14 protein-coding genes, 1 tRNA gene and 2 pseudogenes are annotated in these 17,420 nt (G+C 74.0%); 6 read left to right on the top strand and 11 right to left on the bottom strand.

The window, feature by feature from the left end:
* Positions 1 to 29 precede the first annotated feature (29 nt).
* The 3 genes and pseudogenes from BJF77_RS07430 to BJF77_RS07420 form a co-directional block, all read right to left on the bottom strand.
* Positions 30 to 2,149: pseudogene (locus BJF77_RS07430) on the bottom strand (fructose-specific PTS transporter subunit EIIC).
* A 100-nt stretch (positions 2,150 to 2,249) separates the two neighbouring features.
* Positions 2,250 to 3,224, bottom strand: coding sequence for a 1-phosphofructokinase family hexose kinase (locus BJF77_RS07425; RefSeq protein WP_075871746.1), 975 nt, complete (start codon positions 3,222 to 3,224; stop codon positions 2,250 to 2,252).
* Complete coding sequence (locus BJF77_RS07420) at positions 3,221 to 4,012, bottom strand: DeoR/GlpR family DNA-binding transcription regulator (RefSeq protein ID WP_047802077.1); 792 nt, start codon at positions 4,010 to 4,012, stop codon at positions 3,221 to 3,223. The genes BJF77_RS07425 and BJF77_RS07420 overlap by 4 nt, the downstream gene beginning before the upstream one ends.
* A 398-nt stretch (positions 4,013 to 4,410) precedes the next feature.
* Here BJF77_RS07420 and BJF77_RS07415 point away from each other — a divergent pair, with 398 nt between their 5' ends.
* Together BJF77_RS07415 and BJF77_RS07410 are read left to right on the top strand one after the other, a co-directional pair.
* The gene (locus BJF77_RS07415) at positions 4,411 to 4,866 is read left to right on the top strand and encodes a DUF3817 domain-containing protein (RefSeq protein WP_075871745.1); all 456 of its coding nucleotides are present in this window, start codon (positions 4,411 to 4,413) and stop codon (positions 4,864 to 4,866) included.
* Between the two features lie 96 nt (positions 4,867 to 4,962).
* The gene (locus BJF77_RS07410) at positions 4,963 to 5,565 is read left to right on the top strand and encodes a TIGR03085 family metal-binding protein (protein WP_047802079.1); all 603 of its coding nucleotides are present in this window, start codon (positions 4,963 to 4,965) and stop codon (positions 5,563 to 5,565) included.
* Between the two features lie 85 nt (positions 5,566 to 5,650).
* On the opposite strand, the gene BJF77_RS07405 is transcribed toward BJF77_RS07410, so the two are convergent.
* Together BJF77_RS07405 and BJF77_RS22550 are read right to left on the bottom strand one after the other, a co-directional pair.
* On the bottom strand, positions 5,651 to 6,592 hold the full coding sequence (locus BJF77_RS07405) for a L,D-transpeptidase family protein (RefSeq protein WP_075871744.1): 942 nt from the start codon (positions 6,590 to 6,592) through the stop codon (positions 5,651 to 5,653).
* A 32-nt stretch (positions 6,593 to 6,624) separates the two neighbouring features.
* Positions 6,625 to 6,699 (bottom strand): annotated as a pseudogene (locus BJF77_RS22550) (hypothetical protein); the annotation flags it as partial.
* A 319-nt stretch (positions 6,700 to 7,018) separates the two neighbouring features.
* Between BJF77_RS22550 and BJF77_RS20805 the strand changes: the two are divergent.
* Entirely contained in the window at positions 7,019 to 7,198 is a 180-nt protein-coding gene (locus BJF77_RS20805) for a hypothetical protein (RefSeq protein ID WP_075871743.1), read from the top strand.
* Between the two features lie 514 nt (positions 7,199 to 7,712).
* Here BJF77_RS20805 and BJF77_RS07385 read toward each other — a convergent pair.
* Positions 7,713 to 8,417 carry a hypothetical protein gene (locus tag BJF77_RS07385; RefSeq protein WP_075871741.1) on the bottom strand — a complete coding sequence of 235 codons (705 nt, stop codon included), beginning with the start codon at positions 8,415 to 8,417 and terminating at the stop codon, positions 7,713 to 7,715.
* Between BJF77_RS07385 and BJF77_RS07380 the strand changes: the two genes are divergently transcribed.
* Entirely contained in the window at positions 8,416 to 9,138 is a 723-nt protein-coding gene (locus BJF77_RS07380; RefSeq protein WP_083665018.1) for a PP2C family protein-serine/threonine phosphatase, read from the top strand. The genes BJF77_RS07385 and BJF77_RS07380 overlap by 2 nt on opposite strands.
* Before the next feature lie 75 nt (positions 9,139 to 9,213).
* On the opposite strand, the gene opgC is transcribed toward BJF77_RS07380, so the two are convergent.
* From opgC to BJF77_RS07355, 5 genes are all read right to left on the bottom strand, one after another.
* Positions 9,214 to 11,589, bottom strand: coding sequence for an OpgC domain-containing protein (gene opgC, locus BJF77_RS07375; RefSeq protein ID WP_255396177.1), 2,376 nt, complete (start codon positions 11,587 to 11,589; stop codon positions 9,214 to 9,216).
* Positions 11,474 to 12,283: a D-alanyl-D-alanine carboxypeptidase family protein gene (locus BJF77_RS21530; RefSeq protein WP_255396173.1), complete on the bottom strand. Its 810-nt coding sequence runs from the start codon at positions 12,281 to 12,283 to the stop codon at positions 11,474 to 11,476. Before BJF77_RS21530 ends, opgC begins: the two co-directional genes overlap by 116 nt.
* 387 nt (positions 12,284 to 12,670) lie before the next feature.
* The gene (locus BJF77_RS20480) at positions 12,671 to 13,252 is read right to left on the bottom strand and encodes a hypothetical protein (RefSeq protein WP_075871737.1); all 582 of its coding nucleotides are present in this window, start codon (positions 13,250 to 13,252) and stop codon (positions 12,671 to 12,673) included.
* Positions 13,253 to 13,678: 426 nt separating this feature from the next.
* A tRNA-Thr gene (locus tag BJF77_RS07360) sits at positions 13,679 to 13,755 on the bottom strand.
* Between the two features lie 134 nt (positions 13,756 to 13,889).
* Positions 13,890 to 14,750, bottom strand: coding sequence for a DsbA family protein (locus BJF77_RS07355; protein WP_075871736.1), 861 nt, complete (start codon positions 14,748 to 14,750; stop codon positions 13,890 to 13,892).
* Between the two features lie 166 nt (positions 14,751 to 14,916).
* Here BJF77_RS07355 and BJF77_RS07350 point away from each other — a divergent pair, with 166 nt between their 5' ends.
* Entirely contained in the window at positions 14,917 to 16,431 is a 1,515-nt protein-coding gene (locus BJF77_RS07350) for a trehalose-6-phosphate synthase (RefSeq protein WP_369821371.1), read from the top strand.
* Positions 16,428 to 17,237, top strand: a complete 810-nt coding sequence (gene otsB / locus BJF77_RS07345; RefSeq protein ID WP_075871735.1) for a trehalose-phosphatase — start codon at positions 16,428 to 16,430, stop codon at positions 17,235 to 17,237. Before BJF77_RS07350 ends, otsB begins: the two co-directional genes overlap by 4 nt.
* The last annotated feature ends 183 nt before the right edge of the window (positions 17,238 to 17,420 follow it).

Raw genomic sequence — 17,420 nt, 5'->3', positions numbered from 1 at the left:
GGGCCCCGGCCGGGGCCCGTGCGCGTCGCTCAGGCGGTGGTCGGCACGGCGGCCGCGTCCTCGCGCGAGCGGGTGGCGTCCGCCACTCGCCCGTGCGCGCCGCCCACGTGCTTCAGGGCGACGACGATGCCTGCTGTGACCACCGTACCGACAACCACCGAGAGCAGGAACATCAGCGGGTTGCCGATGAGCGGCAGGATCCACACGCCGCCGTGCGGCGCCGGGGAGAGCGCCCCGGAGCTCAGGGAGATCGCCCCGGCCACGGCACCGCCCACCATGGTGGAGGGCAGCACGCGCAGCGGGTCGGCCGCGGCGAAGGGAATGGCGCCCTCGGAGATGAAGGACGCGCCCAGCAGCCAGGCGGCCTTGCCGTTCTCCTGCTCGGCCACGGTGAAGTAGCGCTTGGCCACGAGCGAGGCCAGGGCCAGGCCCAGCGGCGGGACCATGCCGGCGGCGATGACGGCGGCCATGATCTCCTGCGGGGCGGTGTTGGCGACGGTCGCGGCGCCCAGGCCGGCGGCGGCGAAGGTGTAGGCCACCTTGTTGATCGGCCCGCCCAGGTCCGCGCCCATCATGAGGCCGAGGATCGCGCCGAGCGCCAGCGCGCTGGCGCCGGTCATGCCGTTGAGCCACTCGGTGAGCCAGGCCATGAACGTGGCGATCGGTCCGCCCAGGACCAGGAGCAGCAGCCCCGAGGAGAACAGGGTCGCCAGCAGCGGGATGATGACCACCGGCATCAGGGAGCCGAGCCAGCGCGGCAGCCGCGGCTGCGCCAGCCAGTAGGCGGCGAGGCCCGCCAACAGGCCGCCCACGATGCCGCCGAGGAAGCCGGCGCCCATGAAGTTGGCGACCAGGCCCGCGGCGAAGCCGGGGGCGATGCCCGGCCGGTCGGCCAGGCCGTAGGCGATGTAGCCGGCCAGCGCCGGGACCAGCAGCCCGATCGCGAGGGAGCCCATCTTGAACAGCACGGCCCCGATGTACTGGGCGAGGGTGAACTCGCCCAGGCTCCAGATGGTGGAGCCCGTCAGGACGTCGTCGGCGATGTTGGCGATGTCCGCGCCGGCGACCATGAAGCCCAGCGCGATGAGCAGACCGCCCGCGGCCACGAACGGGATCATGTAGCTCACGCCGGTCATCACGGCCTTGCGGATGCGGGTCCCCCAGCCCTCGCGGCCGCCGGAGGCCTCGGCCTCGTCGGCGCTGCCGGCGGCCCCCTGCACGCGCTTGGCGTTCGGGTTCTCGGCGTTGGCCAGCGCCTCCTCGATCATGACCTTGGGCTCGTCGATGCCGCGCTTGACCGGGGAGGCGACGTAGGGCTTGCCGGCGAAGCGGGAGCGGTCCCGGACGTCGACGTCGGTGGCGAAGATCACCGCGTCGGCCGCGGCGATCGTGGCCGGGTCGAGCTTGGTGAAGCCTGCGGAGCCTGGGTCTCGACCTGCAGGTCGACGCCCATCTCCTCGGCCGCGTAGGTCAGCCCGTCCGCGGCCATGTAGGTGTGGGCGATGCCGGTGGGGCAGGCCGTGACGGCCACGATCCTCCGGCGCGCCGACGCTCCGGGGGCCGGCGCGCTCCCGGTCGGCTCCGCCGTGGCCGGCGCGTCCTGCGTCCCGGGCCGGGACTCGACGGAGGCCGGGACCGCCGCGGCGGCCGTGGAGCCGGCGGTGGCGGTGGCGGCCGCGCCGTCCTCGGGGGCCGGGCTCAGGTCCAGCGCGTCGTCGACGATCCGCACGATCTCCTGCTCGGAGCGGGCCGAGCGCAGGGAGGCGACGAAGTCCTTCTTCATGAGCGAGCGGGCGAGCTTGGCCAGCAGCTTCAGGTGGGTCTGATCGGCGCCCTCGGGCGCCGCGATGAAGAAGACGATGTCGGCGGGGCCGTCCTTGGCGCCCCAGGGGACGCCCTCGGCCAGGCGGGCCATGACGAGGGTCGGCTCCGTGACGGCCGCGGAGCGGCAGTGCGGGATGGCGATGCCGCCGGGGATGCCGGTGGCGGTCTTGTTCTCCCGGGCGATGGCGTCGGCCAGCAGCCCGTCCAGCTGCTCGGCGCGCCCGGTGCGCTGCACCAGGGCGGCCAGCTGGCCGATGACGGTTTCCTTGTCCCCTCCCAGGTCTTGGTCGAGCGAGACCAGGTCGGGGGTGATGAGCTCGGACACGGTGTCCTCCTTGAGCGGCCGGGTCGGTGCCCGGGTGGTGCGGATGAGCTGGAGCAGTTCAGGTGGAGCGGTTCAGGTGGAGCGGATGAGGTGGAACGGGTCAGTCGGCGGCCGCGCGCACGGAGAGCTCGCGCACGGTGACCGCCTCGGGAGTGGTCTCGGGAAGGGACGGGACGCGGGTCCCCGGCAGGGCCGCCGCCGCGGAGCCGGAGGCCACGGCCTGCCGCAGGCACTCCGGCGGCGCGTCGCCGCGCTCCTGGGCGATGAGGTAGCCCGAGAGCGAGCTGTCGCCGGCGCCCACGGTAGAGCGCACCGCCACGGGTTCGTGGACGGCGTGCCAGGAGCCCTCGGCCGCGGTGAGCACCGCTCCGCCGGCGCCGAGGGTGGTCAGCACCGCGCCCAGGCCGCGCGCCACGAGGGCGGCGGCGGTCGCGGCGGCGAGCTCGGGAGCGGCCTCGAGCTCCTCGCCGTCGTGCGTCCCCACCAGCTCGGCGAGCTCCTCGCCGTTGGGCTTGATGAGGTCGGGCAGGGCGTCGTCGGCGGCGGTGGCGCCCCGGAGGGCGGCCCCGGAGGTGTCCACGGCGAACCGGGGCGCCCGCCCGCCCAGGGCCGAGCGGACCCCGCGGACGATCCGCGCGTAGACGTCCTCGGGGGCGCCCGGCGGCAGCGAGCCGGCCAGGACCACCCAGGAGGCGTCCGCCCCGTGCCGCACCAGCAGCTCCACCACCGCGTCGAGGTGCTCGGGGAGCAGCGGCGTGCCGGGGGCGTTGATCTTGGTGGTGGTGCCGTCGGGCTCGGTGATCGTGATGTTCGAGCGGATCGGCGCCCCCGCCGGGACGGTCTCGTAGGGGACCTGCGCGGCGGCGAGCTCGGCCAGCAGCGGGTCGCCGGGGTCCCCGGGCAGCACGGCCAGGGTCGGGACCCCGCTCACGCGCAGGGCCCGGGAGATGTTCACGCCCTTGCCCCCGGCGTCCTGCCGGGCGCCGGCGGCGCGCTGGACGGCGCCGCGGCGCAGCGGGGAGGGCAGCTCCACGGTGCGGTCGAGGGAGGGGTTGAGGGTGACGGTGAGGATCACGCGACGATCACCTCGACGTCGGCCTCCTCGAGGGCGGCGGCCAGCTCGGGGCCGGGGGCCCGGTCGGTGATGAGGGTGTCGATGTCCTCGAGGGACGCGAAGCGCATGAGGGTCTCCTGGTCGTGCTTGGCGGAGTCGCAGAGGACCACGACCCGCCGGGAGGTCTGGATGATGGCGGTCTTGACGACCGCCTCGATGGGATCGGGGGTGCTCAGCCCGAACGTGGCGTGGATCCCGTTGCAGCCCACGAACGCGAGGTCGGGGCGCAGCCGGGTGTAGTGCTCCGCGGCCCGGCCGCCGGCGGCGGCCCAGGTGAGCTTGCGGACCCGCCCGCCCACGAGCTCGAGGCCGATGCCGTTGGCGTCGGCCAGCTTGGCCGCGATGTGCAGGGCGTGGGTGATGATCAGCTGCTCCTGCCCGTCGGCCAGGCTGGAGTCGGTCCGGACGATGAGGTCGGCCAGCGCCTCGACCGTGCTGCCGGCGTCGAGGACGACCGCGCCGGCCCCGCTGTTGCGTAGCAGGGTGAAGGCGGCCTCCGCGATGCGCCGCTTCTCGGGCGTGTTGAGGTGCTGGCGCGAGTGGATGGCCTTCTCGTCGGAGGTGGACTGGTCCACGGAGACCGCGCCCCCGTGCACCCGCCGGAGCCGGCCGGCGGCCTCCAGCGCGGCGAGGTCGCGGCGGACCGTCTCCATGGTGACGTCGAAACGGCGCGCCAGCTCGGCGCCGTTGACCCGGCGGGTCGTGCCCACCAGCGCGGCGATCTCGGCCTGGCGTTCCTCTGCGAACATGACATCCACCTCACGAACTGCGACGACGCAGGGGCCCTGCGTTCCTTTGAGTTTATGTGAGTTCGTGTGGTTTTACCAGGGGTTGTCGTGATCCACTTCACGGAGCGTCGCATGGGCGTGCAATCTCCTGCCGGCACCCTCCCGGACGGGGCGGGGAGGGTGCCGGACGCCTCGGCGGGGGCGGGCCCGCCGATGCGGCGGGGCCCGCGGGACGCCGATATCATCCAGAAGACGGAGGACGGGCGGGCCCGCGAGCCAGGGCACCCGGCCCCGCGGGGCGGCCGCGAGGAGGCCCTGCGGGGCCCCGGGACGCCCGCGCGGCGCCCCGCGCCGGTCCCTCCTCCGTCCCGGGATCCCGACGGGACCCCGCCGCACCCGACCTGCAGGAGAGCACCCCCATGACGCCCCGTGAGCTCTACGGCCGCTTCGCCCTCGCCGAGGCGGTGACCTGGACCCTGCTGATCCTCGGCATGGTGCTGAAGTACACGGGGGTCTCCGAGGCCCTCGTCCCGGTCTTCGGGATGCTGCACGGGATCGTGTTCCTCGGCTACTGCCTGGTGACGTGCTTCGTGTGGGTGGACCAGCGGTGGCCGGTGGGCTTCGGCGTGCTCGGCCTGGCCAGTGCCGTGGTGCCCTGGGCCACAATCCCCTTCGAGCGCCGCGCGCAGCGCTCCGGGCGGCTGGCCGGCGGCTGGCGCCTGGCCCCGGGCGGTGAGCGCCCCGCCACCGTGCCGGAGCGGCTGCAGGCGTGGTCCCTGCGCAGCCCGCTGCTGGCGACCCTGGTGGGCCTGGTCGCGGTGGCGGCCCTGACCTCGGTGCTGCTCCACCTGGGCCCGCCGGTCCCCCGCGGCTGAGCCGCGGCGCGGGCGGTTCCGGGTCCCGGAGCCCCGGTATAGCGTGGTCCCCGGGACGGCACCGCCGACCGTCGGCGGGCCACGAGGAGGAACCACGTGACCAATTTCGCCAATGTCGAGCGCCGGCACCTCGCCGCGCTCCTGCGCCGCCTGGGCCCCGACGCCCCCACCCTGTGCGAGGGCTGGACCACCCGTGACCTCGCCGTGCACCTCGTGCTGCGCGACGGGCGGCCCGACGTCCTGGCCGGCCGGGCCCTGTCCCGGGTGCCGGTGCTGCGCGACCGGGCCCGGCGCGCCGAGGAGGCCGTGGCCGGGCAGCCGTGGGAGGAGCTCGTGCGCAAGGTCGAGCACCCGCCGCTGTACTCCCCGGCGCGGCTGGGCCCGCTGGACAAGCGGATGAACACCGTGGAGTTCTTCGTCCACCACGAGGACGCCCGCCGCGCCCAGCCCGAGTGGCACGACCGCCCGCTGCTGCACGACGAGGAGCAGGCGCTGTGGCAGGGCCTGAGCCTCATGGCCAAGGTCATGCTCAAGGACGAGGACGACACCGTGGTGCTCATCGCGCCCTCCTACGGCGCCGTGCGCGGGGGCCGGGGCCGGACCGGCACGGTGCGGGTGCTGCGCGCCGTGCCCAGCGAGCTGCTGCTGTGGGCCTTCGGCCGGCGCGGGCAGGCCCGCGTGGAGGAGACGGTCGAGTAGACCGGGTCCTGCACGGACGGACGGGGGGACCGCGCGGCGCGCGGTCCCCCCGTCCGTCCGTGGCCGGGTCCCCGGCCTCGGCCGGTCAGCGGAACAGGTCCGCCCGGACGCCCATGATGATCCGGTCACCGGGCCGCGCGGTGCGCATGTACCGGGCGACCTCGTGCTCGTGCAGGGCGATGCACCCGGCGGTGGGCTTCTTGTTGGCGTGCAGGAAGATCGCGAAGCCGTTGCCCTGGACGATCGGCGAGTCGGGCGGGCGGTTGTAGTTGATGACGACGCCCAGCCGGTAGTCGCCGGACTGCGCGAAGTACCACATGTTCTCGTCCGGCCAGGTGTAGCCGGTGGACTCGAAGTACTTGTTGTACAGGGTGCCCAGGCGCCCGCCCCACCGGGAGTTCGGGTTGAGCGGGCGGTAGGGCAGCGCGGTGCCGGGGTTGTAGACCCCGAAGGACTCCGTGACCGAGTACGAGCCCTGCGGCGAGTAGAGGTACTGCGTGTGCCCGGAGGGGACCCCCGGGCGCTTGAAGCCGCTGGCGCCCACGTAGGCGGACGTGCGCCACTCCTCGACGTAGCTGCCGCCGATCCGCACGCAGTTGACGAACGTGGCCTCGGACCGGCCGTAGCCCTCGGCGATGGTCAGGGACACCCGCCCCGCGTTGCGGGTCGGCTGCACCGAGCGGCCGTTGTTGAGGTTCTGGCACTCCCCGCGGAACATGTGGACCCGGGTGCCGGACGAGGCGTTCCACGTGACGATGCCGTGGCGGAACTTCTGGTACGCGGCGGTCCGGCCCTGGGGCACGTAGTCGCCGGTCGGATAGCCGAGGGCCCCGCGCTCCCAGCCGTGCCAGCCCCACTTGCGCCCGACGTCGCTCTGCAGACGCACGATCCGCGCCCCGGTGGCGGGGCTCCAGTAGATCGAGCGCCCGTTGGAGAACGTCTGCCGGCACCCGCCCCCGGCCATCCCGCAGATCTGATCGCCGACCGGGTAGCCCAGGCTCCGCGCTCCCAGCTGTACCGGCCCCACTTCTGCCCGATCGCACCCGTCAGGTGCACCAGCTTCGCTCCCGTGCCCGGGCTCCAGTAGATCGAGCGTCCCTTGGAGTACGTCTGCCGGCACCCGCCCCCGACCATTCCGCACACCTCGTCGTTGACGGGGTAGCCGAGGCCGGCGACCTCGCCCCCGGCGACCCACTTCTGCCCGAGGGGCGACCGCACATGCACGTAGTGCGCTCCGTGGCCCTCCGACCACAGCACGACGCCGTTGGCGTGCGGCCACTCCCAGCCGCCCGCCACCGGTCGCATCGCGGCGCTCGGCTCACCGGTCCGGGCCGCCTCGCGAGCGGCGGCCGCCTCCATCGCCTGCCGGACCTCGGCCGGGACGGCGGCGTCCGCCTCGGGATCCGCAGCGGCGGCACGGCTTCCCGCGGACGCTTCGGCTCCGGGGTCGGCCGTGGGCACGGCCGACGGCTCCGCCGTGGGCGAGGTCGTCGGCTCCGCCGTGGGCACGGTCGTCGGCTCCGCTGTGGGCACGGTCGCGGTCTCCGGCTCTCCGGACGGGTCTCCGGGAGCCTCCGGGGTCACGGTGAGCACCGCGCGGGCCTCGGCGCCCGTGGCGTCGCGCACGGCGTAGCCGACCTCCACGGCACCGGCCGGTGCGTCCTCGGCCGGTGTCAGGGCGAGCACGGGGTGCTCGGGCGGCAGCCAGCCCTCGGGCAGCTCCGCGGGCGCCGTGCCCGGGGTGATGACGCGCAGCGACCCGGCGGCCGTGCGCAGCTCGTCCGCGAGCGCGTCCGCGCCCCGGGGGGCGGAGGGGTCCACGAGCAGCAGCCGCACCTGGGCGGGGTCCTGGAGCCCGTCGTTGGCCAGGACGTCCACGGCGGCCGTGCGCCCCGGGCCGGCCGTGGCCACCGCGTCGTCGACCGGATCGAGCGGCGCCGCCGTGGCGGCGGCCGCCGCGGTCCCGTCCGTTGCCACAGGATCCGTTGCCGAGGGGGCCGTTGCCGCGGGAGCCGTTGCCACGCCGGGCGCGGGGGACGGCGGAGCCGCGGACGCACCGGGGGCGCCGGCGAGGACGACGGCGAAGCAGGCCGCGAGGGCGGCGGGGATGCGCAGAGCTGAGATCTTCATGGGGTCCCTCGCTGGGGTCAGTCGGTGAACTCGACGTAGTGGTCGGGGGTGGTGTTGTCGAAGACCCGCACGGCCAGGTCGGCGTCGGGCGCCGCGCTGAAGGCGACGTCCAGCGAGGCCGATCCGCCGGGGGCGATGGTCGGGAAGGTCTCCATCCGCACGCCGAGCGACTCGTCGTAGGCGGGCACCGCGGGCTCGTCGCCCACGACGGCCACCGGGAAGGACCAGGGCACCGCGTCGACCGGGTCGGTGCCCGTGTTGGTGAGGGTCACGGTGAACACCTGCACCGGGGTGCCGGGAGCGGCACGGACCGGGCGCTGCCCCGTGGTCGCCGGTCGCGGCCCCTCCACCGTCCCCGCCAGGGAGCCGGTGAGCTGCTGGGTGGTCCCGAACGCGGCGGCGGCGTCCCGGGTGGCGGTGTCGTCGTAGGGGGCCACGTCGTTGCCCGAGGGAGCGGGACTCTCCTGCCCGGCGGTGCCGGGCTCCGGGGTTCCCGACGCCGCAGGGTCGCTCGCGGCCCCGGACGCAGCCGCCCCGGGGTCCGCCGCCCCGGAGGTCGCTGCCCCGGACGTCTCCGCCCCGGAGGTTCCGGCGGAGGTCGCCGCCGTGGGAGGGGCCGGGTCGCCCGGGTCCTCCGAGCACCCGGTCAGGGCGAGCGCGAGCAGCGCCGCGCAGACGGTCCCGGTGCGCCGGCCGCGCGACGGGAGGAACAGGGCTGTCATGGGTGACTCCTCTGCGCGGTCCTGGGTGGAGGAACCCGACCGGGCCGGTCGGTGGAGCTCACGCTACACGGCCATTTGCATTCGTGATCGTCATGACGTGGTGTGGCGCGGGACACCTTCGGGGACTGCCGCGTCCTGCGGGGGTCCGGCCGTTGCACAGGGTGGAAGGCGTGGCTCCCGACGTGCCAGATGCGACCGCCGACGACCGTTTCCGCGGGAACGTGTTCGTCCGCCGGGACCCGCACGTGCGCTTCTGCGCCGGCCACCCGCACCGGGCGCGCGGGTCGCCGCCGCCTCGGCGGACCTGCTGAGCGACACCGGGGGGTTCGTCACCGCGTTCTCCGCCCGCCTCGCCCCGGCCACGGGACGGCTCGACCACGTCGACGCCGGGCACGGCCTCGCGTTCGTCCTCACCGCCGGCGGGCACCGGCGGCTGGAGCGTTCGGGCCCGCCGCTGGGCGTCTTCCCGGACGACTCGTGGGACACCCACCGCACCGTGCTGCAGCCGGGCGAGACACTCGTGGTCGTCAGTGACGGGCTCCTGGACTTCTTCCCCTCCCTCGAGGAGACCCTGGACCAGGTCCTGCGGGCGGATCCCGCCGGGATGGCCGCGCAGGAGCTCGTGGACCGGGCCATCGGCTTCGCCCGCCGGCCCGGGCACCCGGGCGACGCCACGGTGGTGGTGCTGCGGCGGCTCCGCCAGGAGGGCCCCGCCGCCTGAGCGGCCCTCCGCCCGAGCCGCTCTCCACCCGCCGGCCGGTGGCGTCCGCGCCGTCGCCCGCGGAGCGGACGGTCCTCAGCGGGGGACGATCCCGAAGAGGAACCGGGTCCGGACCATGACCCACAGCAGGCCAAGGACGGCGACGTAGGCCAGGGTGTTGACCCAGAGCTCGCCCTGCCGGAGCACCGGGATGTTCGTCACGGCCAGGATCAGGAACACGTGCATGACGAAGACGTAGAGGCTGGCCCGGCCCAGCGGGATGAGGAACCAGCCCAGCGCACGCCGGAGCACCGCCCAGTAGGCGCTGAGCAGGGCGTAGCCCGCCACGACCACCAGGAGCACGTTGACCAACCGGCCGATCCCCAGGTACGTCCGCCCGAAGTAGCCGTCGTAGACGGCGCGGAAGACCGCCTCCGGCAGCAGGTCCAGCCGGACGTCGTAGCTGTTGCTGGCGTAGGGACCGGACCAGGAGAACAGGGCGAGGGCCACCGCGAGCAGCAGGCAGGCGACCAGCAGCGGCCGTCGGCGCCGGTCGGCGAACCAGCCGACGAGCTGCCGCCGGTAGAACCCGGCCACCATGCCGAGCACGAACAGCACCTGCCACACGAGCAGGGGGAACGAGTCCTCGAACTGGGAGGGCAGGAGCCGGATCCGGAAGACCGTGCCGACGGCGTAGAGCCCGGCGCTGATCAGCAGGACCAGCCAGGCCCGGCCGCGGGCCAGCGCGGCCAGCACCAGGGGGCTCACCAGGATCAGGACCACGTACAGCCCCATGATGTTGAACTGCCACGGCCCCACCTGCAGCAGGAGCACGGCGGGGATCAGGTGGGCCTGGACGGGGAAGGCGAACAGCCCGTCCATGCCCGCATAGAGGTCGTACGTGCTGCCGGCGGCCCCGGCCCCGGCGGCCCCGGTGCCCTGGTCCGTGAACGTGGTGACGGCTCCCGACTCCAGGACGGGGATCCTGCTGAGCGCGTAGACGAGGAGCACCACGACCAGGGCGGTCACGTAGAGCTTCCACGCCCGTGCGGTGGTGCGGTCCACCACCTCGCCGAGCTCGCCGCGGACCCGGGGCCCGTAGACCATGCCCAGCACGGCCCCGGAGAGCAGGACGAACAGCTCCGCCCCCGAGACGACGCCCACGGCCTCCTGCGTGAGCGACTGGAACAGGGAGGTGAGGCCCACGTGGTTGACGACGACGAAGACGATCGCGACGCCGCGCAGCATGTCGATCCGGCTGTCCCGGGACGAGGGCTCGGCGTAGCGCCAGGCCCGCACGGACCGCGTCCGGGGCAGCAGGCACAGGAGCAGTCCGGCGCCGAGGACGGCCGCCGCCGCGCCCCACGCGACGGGCCCCCGCAGGACGATCCCCGGGGCGGAGGGGGCCGCGCCCGGCAGCGCCGCCTGCTCGGTCACCGGCCCCGCCACGAGGGAGGAGGCCTGCACGCGCTCCCGGAAGGCGTCGGCGAGGGCGGGATCGGCGGTGGAGCGCCAGTCGACCGCGACCGCCCCGCCCGCACGCTCCTCGACGGTCTCGTTCCACACGACCGCGCCGATCCGGTCGTAGGCCTCGGAGGAGGCCGCCGCGAGCACCTGGTCCCACCACGGGGCCTTGACCTCGAGCGCGGAGGGGCCGCCCGCCTCCGGGCTCCAGAAGGACCCCGTCTCCACCATGAGCGGTTTGTCGCGGGCGGCGGCGTAGACGGCGTAGAAGCCGTCCGAGGCCCCCTGGCCGGCCCCGCCCAGCAGCGTGCTGAACTCGTCCGGGTCCGGGACGGTGTTGCGAGCCTCACCGCTGCCGGTCTCGTCGTGGTAGGCGGACAGCCCCACCCAGTCCACGACGTCGTCGCCCGGGTAGTAGGGGCCGTAGGCGTCGTCGTCCCGGTCCCAGACCCCGTTCCCGTCGGTGTCGAGGGTCGCGAGGTCCGCCCCCTCCGGGGCGGAGGACGTGGGCGCGCGGAACGGGTAGTCGGTCCCGACCGTGGGCGACCACACCAGCACGGGGTCCTCGAGCCGGTCGTCCAGCGCGGCCGCCACGGCCCGGAACGCCTGGGTGTAGGCCTCGGGCTGCTGGCCCCACGGCACCCAGGACGCGTTCATCTGCGGCGCGAACCGGACGAACACCGTGCCGTCGAAGTCGCGCGTGACGTCGGCCAGCTGCCCGGCGAGAACGGCGGCCTGCGCCTCGTCCACCCGGTCCAGCGCGATGTCGGGGCGGACGGTGAGCAGGGCGTGCCCGCCCTGCTCGGCGACCTGGGACAGGAAGTGCCGCAGGTAGCCCTGCTCCCGGTCGTCCATCGGCAGCGGCACCGGCCTCCCGTAGACCGCGGCCGGCTCACCGAGCCGGTCGGCGTACCCCGCGGCGGAGTCGGTGCCCCAGTCCAGCACCGCGCCCAGGTACGGGGCGCCGGGCTCCGGTGTCTCCGCCGCGCGCGCCGGAGCGGCCGGCAGCAGGACGAGGGCGAGGATCGTGAGCAGGGCGGCCGCAGCGGCGGGCAGGGGCGGGCGGGGGCTGCCGACGGACATCACAGAGGCGCTCCGATGGGGGGGTGCGGAGGGGGGTCGCACACATTGTCCCCGCGGCCGCCGTCCGGGGAGGTGAACCCGGCGGCGACGCGCCGGGGGGCGGCGGGCGTCGGCCGGCGGGGTGGTCCGGGGCGGGCCCCAGTCCGAAGTACTCCTCGAGGGTGTCCAGCTCGGCGGATCCCTCCGCGGCGGCGTCCGCCTGCAGCTCGGCCACGAGCTGCAGCCCGACGTAGCGCAGGTGCCAGGGCTCGTAGGCGTAGCCGGTCCACTCCTGCCGGTCCTCGGGGCAGAAGACGACGAAGCCGTGACGATGGGCGTTCTTCCGCGCCCAGTCCCCCACCGGGGTTCCCTCGAAGCAGTCCTGCAGGGCACACTCGCCGTCGGCGCTGCCGACGTCCATCACGAGCCCGGTCTGGTGCTCGCTGTGGCCCGGGCGGGCGGCGATCGTGTCCGCCGTCTCCTGGCCGTGCTGCTGGACGTAGCTGTCGTAGAGGCTCGCCTGCTCGGCGTGGGAGCGGTGACCGCTCACCGGCACGATGTGCACGCCGTCCGCCCTGGCGGCGCGCGTCATCCGCTGGAACGCCTCGGCCGCCGTCGCCTGGAGACGCTCGGACTGCACGCGCTTCAGCCGGTCGGGCACCTACGTCGCCGGGTCCGGCTCCCGGTGCTTGTTCACCACGACCTGCAGGCTGTGCGCCGAGTCGATGTCGTGGTCCGCCGGCGCGACGAGTACCGCCGTCAGGGCGGTCGACACCGCTGCCCCCGTGATCCTGCCCGGTCCTCGCATCGCTCCCACGCCCCCACGTGTCCTGAAATCCCGCTGCGTCGGGCGCTCAGCCTGGCCGGCCCGGGCTCGGACGGGTCGTGCCCGGCGTCCCGGGACGTCATGGAGCCCACGGGGCGGGCGAGCCGCCCGGGAGGGACGCGGGGCCGAGCCGCCCCCTCGCGGGACGCGGGCGGCCCCGGGTGCGGCCCGGCACGGCCTCCGGGTGCGGCTCCGACCGGCTCAGTAGTCGTGGTCGTCGCGCTCCTTCTCGTGCTGGTGCTCGCCCTCGGCGTGCATGCGGTCGTGGTGCTTGCGGCTCTCCGCGTCGTCGTGGTCGACCCAGTGCCACCGGTCGTGCGTCTCGCAGCGGTACCAGTGGTCCTCACGGTCTTCGCGGTCCTCACCCGTGCTCGCGCCGACGCCGTCCCGGTACTCGTCGTCGGGGTCCCGATCATGGTCGTGCCGCTGCTCGTCCCGGTCGGAGCGGTGGTAGCCGTACCAGCGCTCGTCGTCCTCCCCCTGGTCGGCCCGGTCCCCGTGGCCGTTCCCGTCGTCGTTCCCGTACCGGTCGTCGTTCCCGTACCGGTCGTCAGGGTCGTTCTCGTACCCGTCGTCAGGGCCGCTCCCGTCGCCGTGGCCGTACCGGTCGCCGGAATCGTTCCCGTCGCCGTGGCCGTACCGGTCGTCGGGGTGTCCGTCGCCGTACGCACTGCCGTGGTCGGTGTCGTCGTCGCCCGGGCCCGCGGCCGCAGAGGTGGCCGCCCCTCCGAGGAGGAGGGCGGCCAGCACCGTGCCGGCGAGGGTCTTCCGCAGTGGATCCATGACTGCTCCTGATGGGCATGACGGCGGGTCGCCAAGCGGTGGGTGTGCACAGACCTGGGTCAGAGATCTCGCCCGGACAACAGGCATGAACACCGTAGGAGTGTCCCGGGTCACAGTTCAAGGCCGTGGGCGGGGCGGGCGGCGGAACGGTTCCGGCTCGCGGCAGCATGGCGGCGACAGGCCCTCCCGGCCCTTCACCGGCGCGCTCGGGGTCGTGGCCCGCACCGCGGGACGGAGGCCGCTGAATGGGCGCTGACCAGGGCGTTCGCCCCACCGTCCCGCAGCGTCGCCGTGGGTCGGCGATACGCGCGGACAGACCTCGCCGGCCCGGGCCACGGGCGGCCTCGGTGAGAGGGCGTCCCGCTCCGAGACCTCGCCGCAACATGTGACGTCATGAGCGGTCGCTGTCGCAACGACCGTGTGCTGTGGAGCCCCCTACCGGATTCGAACCGGTGACCCCCTGTTTACAAGACAGGTGCTCTGGCCAGCTGAGCTAAGGAGGCGGGTTGTCCCGGGGCGCCGCGCGCGGCCCCGGCGACCGGGGTCCCAGGATATCGGACGTCTCCGAGGACCCCGAAATCCCTGCGCCCTCGGGCGGAGCGGCGGCGCCGCCGCTCCGCCCCGAGGGGCGGGACACCTACTTCTGGTCCGCCAGGGCCTCGTCCAGGGCGTCCTGGAACGCCTCGTTGCCGAGCCGCTCACCGTCGATGAAGACCGTCGGGGTGCCGGAGACGCCGTTGGCCAGGGACTCCTGCGAGACCACGTTGACCATGGGGCGCCAGGTGTTCTCCTCCAGCGCGGTCGCGATGTCCGCGCCGTGCGTGGCGGCGATCTCCACGAGCTGCTCGTCGTCCAGGCCACCGCTGCCCTGGTGCGAGAACACCTCCTCGACGAAGGCGAGGTACTGCTCCGTGGAGACCTGGTTGCCCACCTCGTAGGCGGCGGCCGCGGCGCGGGAGGAGTACTGCGTGGGCGTGGCCCGGTCCAGGAAGTTGAGGTTGCGGTACTCCAGGGTGATGTCCCCGGACGTCACGGCCTCCTCGAGGGCCTCACCGTTCTCGGTCTCGAAGTCGGCGCAGTGCACGCACTCGAAGTCCTGGAAGATCACGACCGGCACGGGCTCGCCCTCGCCCGCGGGCTCGACGCCCGGCGGCACCGCGGAGTCGTCCGGGGTCTCCGGCGCCTCGGGGACCTCGCCCAGATCGCGCTGGTCCACCTCCGACTCGCCGGTGCGGATGCCGTCCGCGGTCAGGACGGTGCCGCCCCACTGGTTGGCGGAGGCGGGCACCGGACCGGCCTCGGGGATCTGCTCGGCCCGGTTCTGCGCCACGACCACCCCGATCACCGCGAGGATCACGAGGACCAGGGCGAGGATGCCGAACTGCAGCAGCCGGCGGGACCGCTTGTCCTGGCGGGCGTGCTGGTCGGCGAGCTGCCGGGCGCGCTCGCGGGCGGCGTCGCGGTTCCGGGGGTCGGGGGTCGTGCTGCTGGATGCCATGGGTCCTCTTCGAAGAATCCTCGGGGGCGGATGCGGACGTGTCGTCGCTCAGATTATCGGACCCCCTCGCGGCCCGCCGACTCAGGAGATCCCCAGGCAGAAAGGGGAGCACACTGACGAATAGACTGGGGCGCAGGACGATGACGCCCCACCGGAAGGACCCCTCGTGAGTGCAGAGCAGACCCCCACCGCCTCCTCGGCCGATCTGGAGGAGGCGCCCGAACCGCGCACGGACGTCCCGCAGGACACCGGCTACGACTTCGTCGTGGTCTCGAACCGGCTGCCGGTCGAGCGCGTCGTCGAGGACGGCACGTCCTCCTGGCGCCGCTCCCCCGGCGGCCTCGTGGCCGCCCTGTCCCCGGTGATGGCCCGCAACACCGGCGCCTGGGTGGGCTGGCACGGCGCGGCCGACGAGACTCTGGAGCGCTTCGACCACGACGTCTTCCACCTGGCTCCCGTCCCGCTCTCCGGCGCGGAGGTCGAGGCCTACTACGAGGGGTTCTCGAACGCGACCCTGTGGCCGCTCTACCACGACGTCATCGCACCCCCGGAGTTCCACCGCGCCTGGTGGAACACCTACCGCCGGGTCAACCGCCGCTTCGCGGAGCGGACCGCCGAGGTCGCCGCGCAGAACGCCACGGTGTGGGTGCAGGACTATCAGCTGCAACTGGTGCCCAAGCTGCTGCGGGACCTGCGCCCGGACCTGACCATCGGCTTCTTCAACCACATCCCCTTCCCCCCGCTCGAGATCTTCGCGCAGCTCCCCTGGCGGCGAGCGGTGCTGGAAGGGCTCTCCGGCGCCGACCTCATCGGCTTCCAGCGCCCGGGCGACGCCCAGAACTTCCAGCGCTGCGTGCGCCGGTTCCTGGACGTGCCGTTCCGGCAGGGCCGCGCCCGGTTCGGCACCGACGACGCCGCCTGGACGGTGCGCGCCCAGTCCTACCCGATCTCCATCGACGCCGAGGCGATCCAGGAGCTGGCCTCGCGCCCGGAGGTCAAGGAGCGCGCCCGGGAGATCCGGCACGAGCTCGGCGATCCGGAGACCGTCTTCCTCGGGGTGGACCGGCTCGACTACACCAAGGGCATTCTGCACCGCATCAAGGCCTACGGGGAGCTGCTGCAGGACGGGAGGCTGACGGTCGGCCCGTCGGTGCTGGTGCAGGTGGCCAATCCCTCGCGGGAACGGGTGGAGTCCTACGTCCAGCTGCGCGAGGACGTGGAGGGCCTGGTGGGTCATCTCAACGGCCAGCACGACACGATCTCGCACACCGCGATCCGGTACCTGCACCACGGCTATCCGTTCGAGGAGATGGTGGCGCTCTACCTCGCCACCGACGTGATGCTGGTGACCTCGCTCCGGGACGGCATGAACCTGGTGGCCAAGGAGTACGTCGCGGCGAAGACGGACGGGTCCGGCACCCTGGTGCTCTCCGAGTTCACCGGCGCCGCCGAGCAGCTCAAGCAGGCGCTGCTGGTGAACCCGCACGACATCGACGGGCTCAAGGACGCGATGCTGCGGGCCAAGGAGATGCCGGCGGCCGAGGCGAAGAAGCGGATGCGCGCGATGCGGCGCCAGGTACTGGGCAACGACGTCAACGACTGGTCGGAGGCGTTCCTGCGGGACCTCGCCGGCACCCGTTCCGACCGCACGACCGGCGACACCACCGAGGAGGAGCAGTGACGGACACGCACGACGACGCCCGGCCGGCGCTCGAGCAGGCTCTCGACCGGGCGGCCGCGGCCGAGACGCTGCTGGTCGCCCTGGACTTCGACGGCACCCTGGCCCCCTTCACGGAGGACCCCGGCGACAGCCGGGCGCTGCCGGAGGCGCAGACGGCCCTCGAGCAGCTGCTGGGGCTGGACCGGACCTACGTGGCCGTCATCTCGGGGCGGCCCATGCACTTCCTGCGCACCGTCGTGGACCCGGACGGCCGGATGCTGCTCTCCGGCTCGCACGGGGCCGAGCTGCACCTCGACGCCCTCGGAGGCGCGGCAGCGGACTCGGAGCTGCGGCTCTCCCCGGCCCAGCAGGATCTGCTCGGCCGGGCGACCGAACTCGTGGAGGCGCAGGTGGCCCGGTACCCGGGATCCCGGCTCGAGCTGAAGCCCACCGGGGCGGCGTTCCACACCCGCACGATGACGGACCAGGCGTCGTCCGCCCGCGCCGAGCAGGAGATGATCGAGGCCTTCGAGCAGCTGGACGGGCTGAAGGTCACCCCGGGCCAGCACGTGGTCGAGTCCTCGGTGCACTCCGCCACGAAGGGTGAGGGCATCACGGCGTTCATGCAGGCGACCGGTGCGGAGGTCACCCTCTTCGCCGGCGACGACGTCACGGACGAGAACGCCATGCGAGAACTCGGCCCGGACGATCTCGGCATCAAGGTGGGCAACGGTGAGAGCGCGGCGGCGCACCGGGTCGCGTCCCCGGCCGAACTGGCCGGAGTGCTCGCCCGGCTGGCCGAGCTGCGGAGCACCGCTCTGTCCTGAGCGCGGGCGCGCCGAGGCAGCGGCGGCGCGTCGATGGGACGCCGGTGGCGCCGGAGGCATGACCGTGCTTAGGATCACTGTGGCCCCCGTCACCTGTGGGGGTTGCTCTTCTCCTTCGGATCGTCCGGCACGTGCCTGCCGGGAAAGAGGCTTGTTCCATGTCTGCTGTGCGCTACGCGAATG

The sequence above is a fragment of the Kocuria sp. CNJ-770 genome, assembly GCF_001942375.1.
Taxonomy (GTDB): Bacteria; Actinomycetota; Actinomycetes; order Actinomycetales; family Micrococcaceae; genus Kocuria; species Kocuria oceani.
The sequence above is the reverse complement of the archived record's forward strand: the minus strand, read 5'-3'. Positions and strand labels throughout refer to the sequence as shown.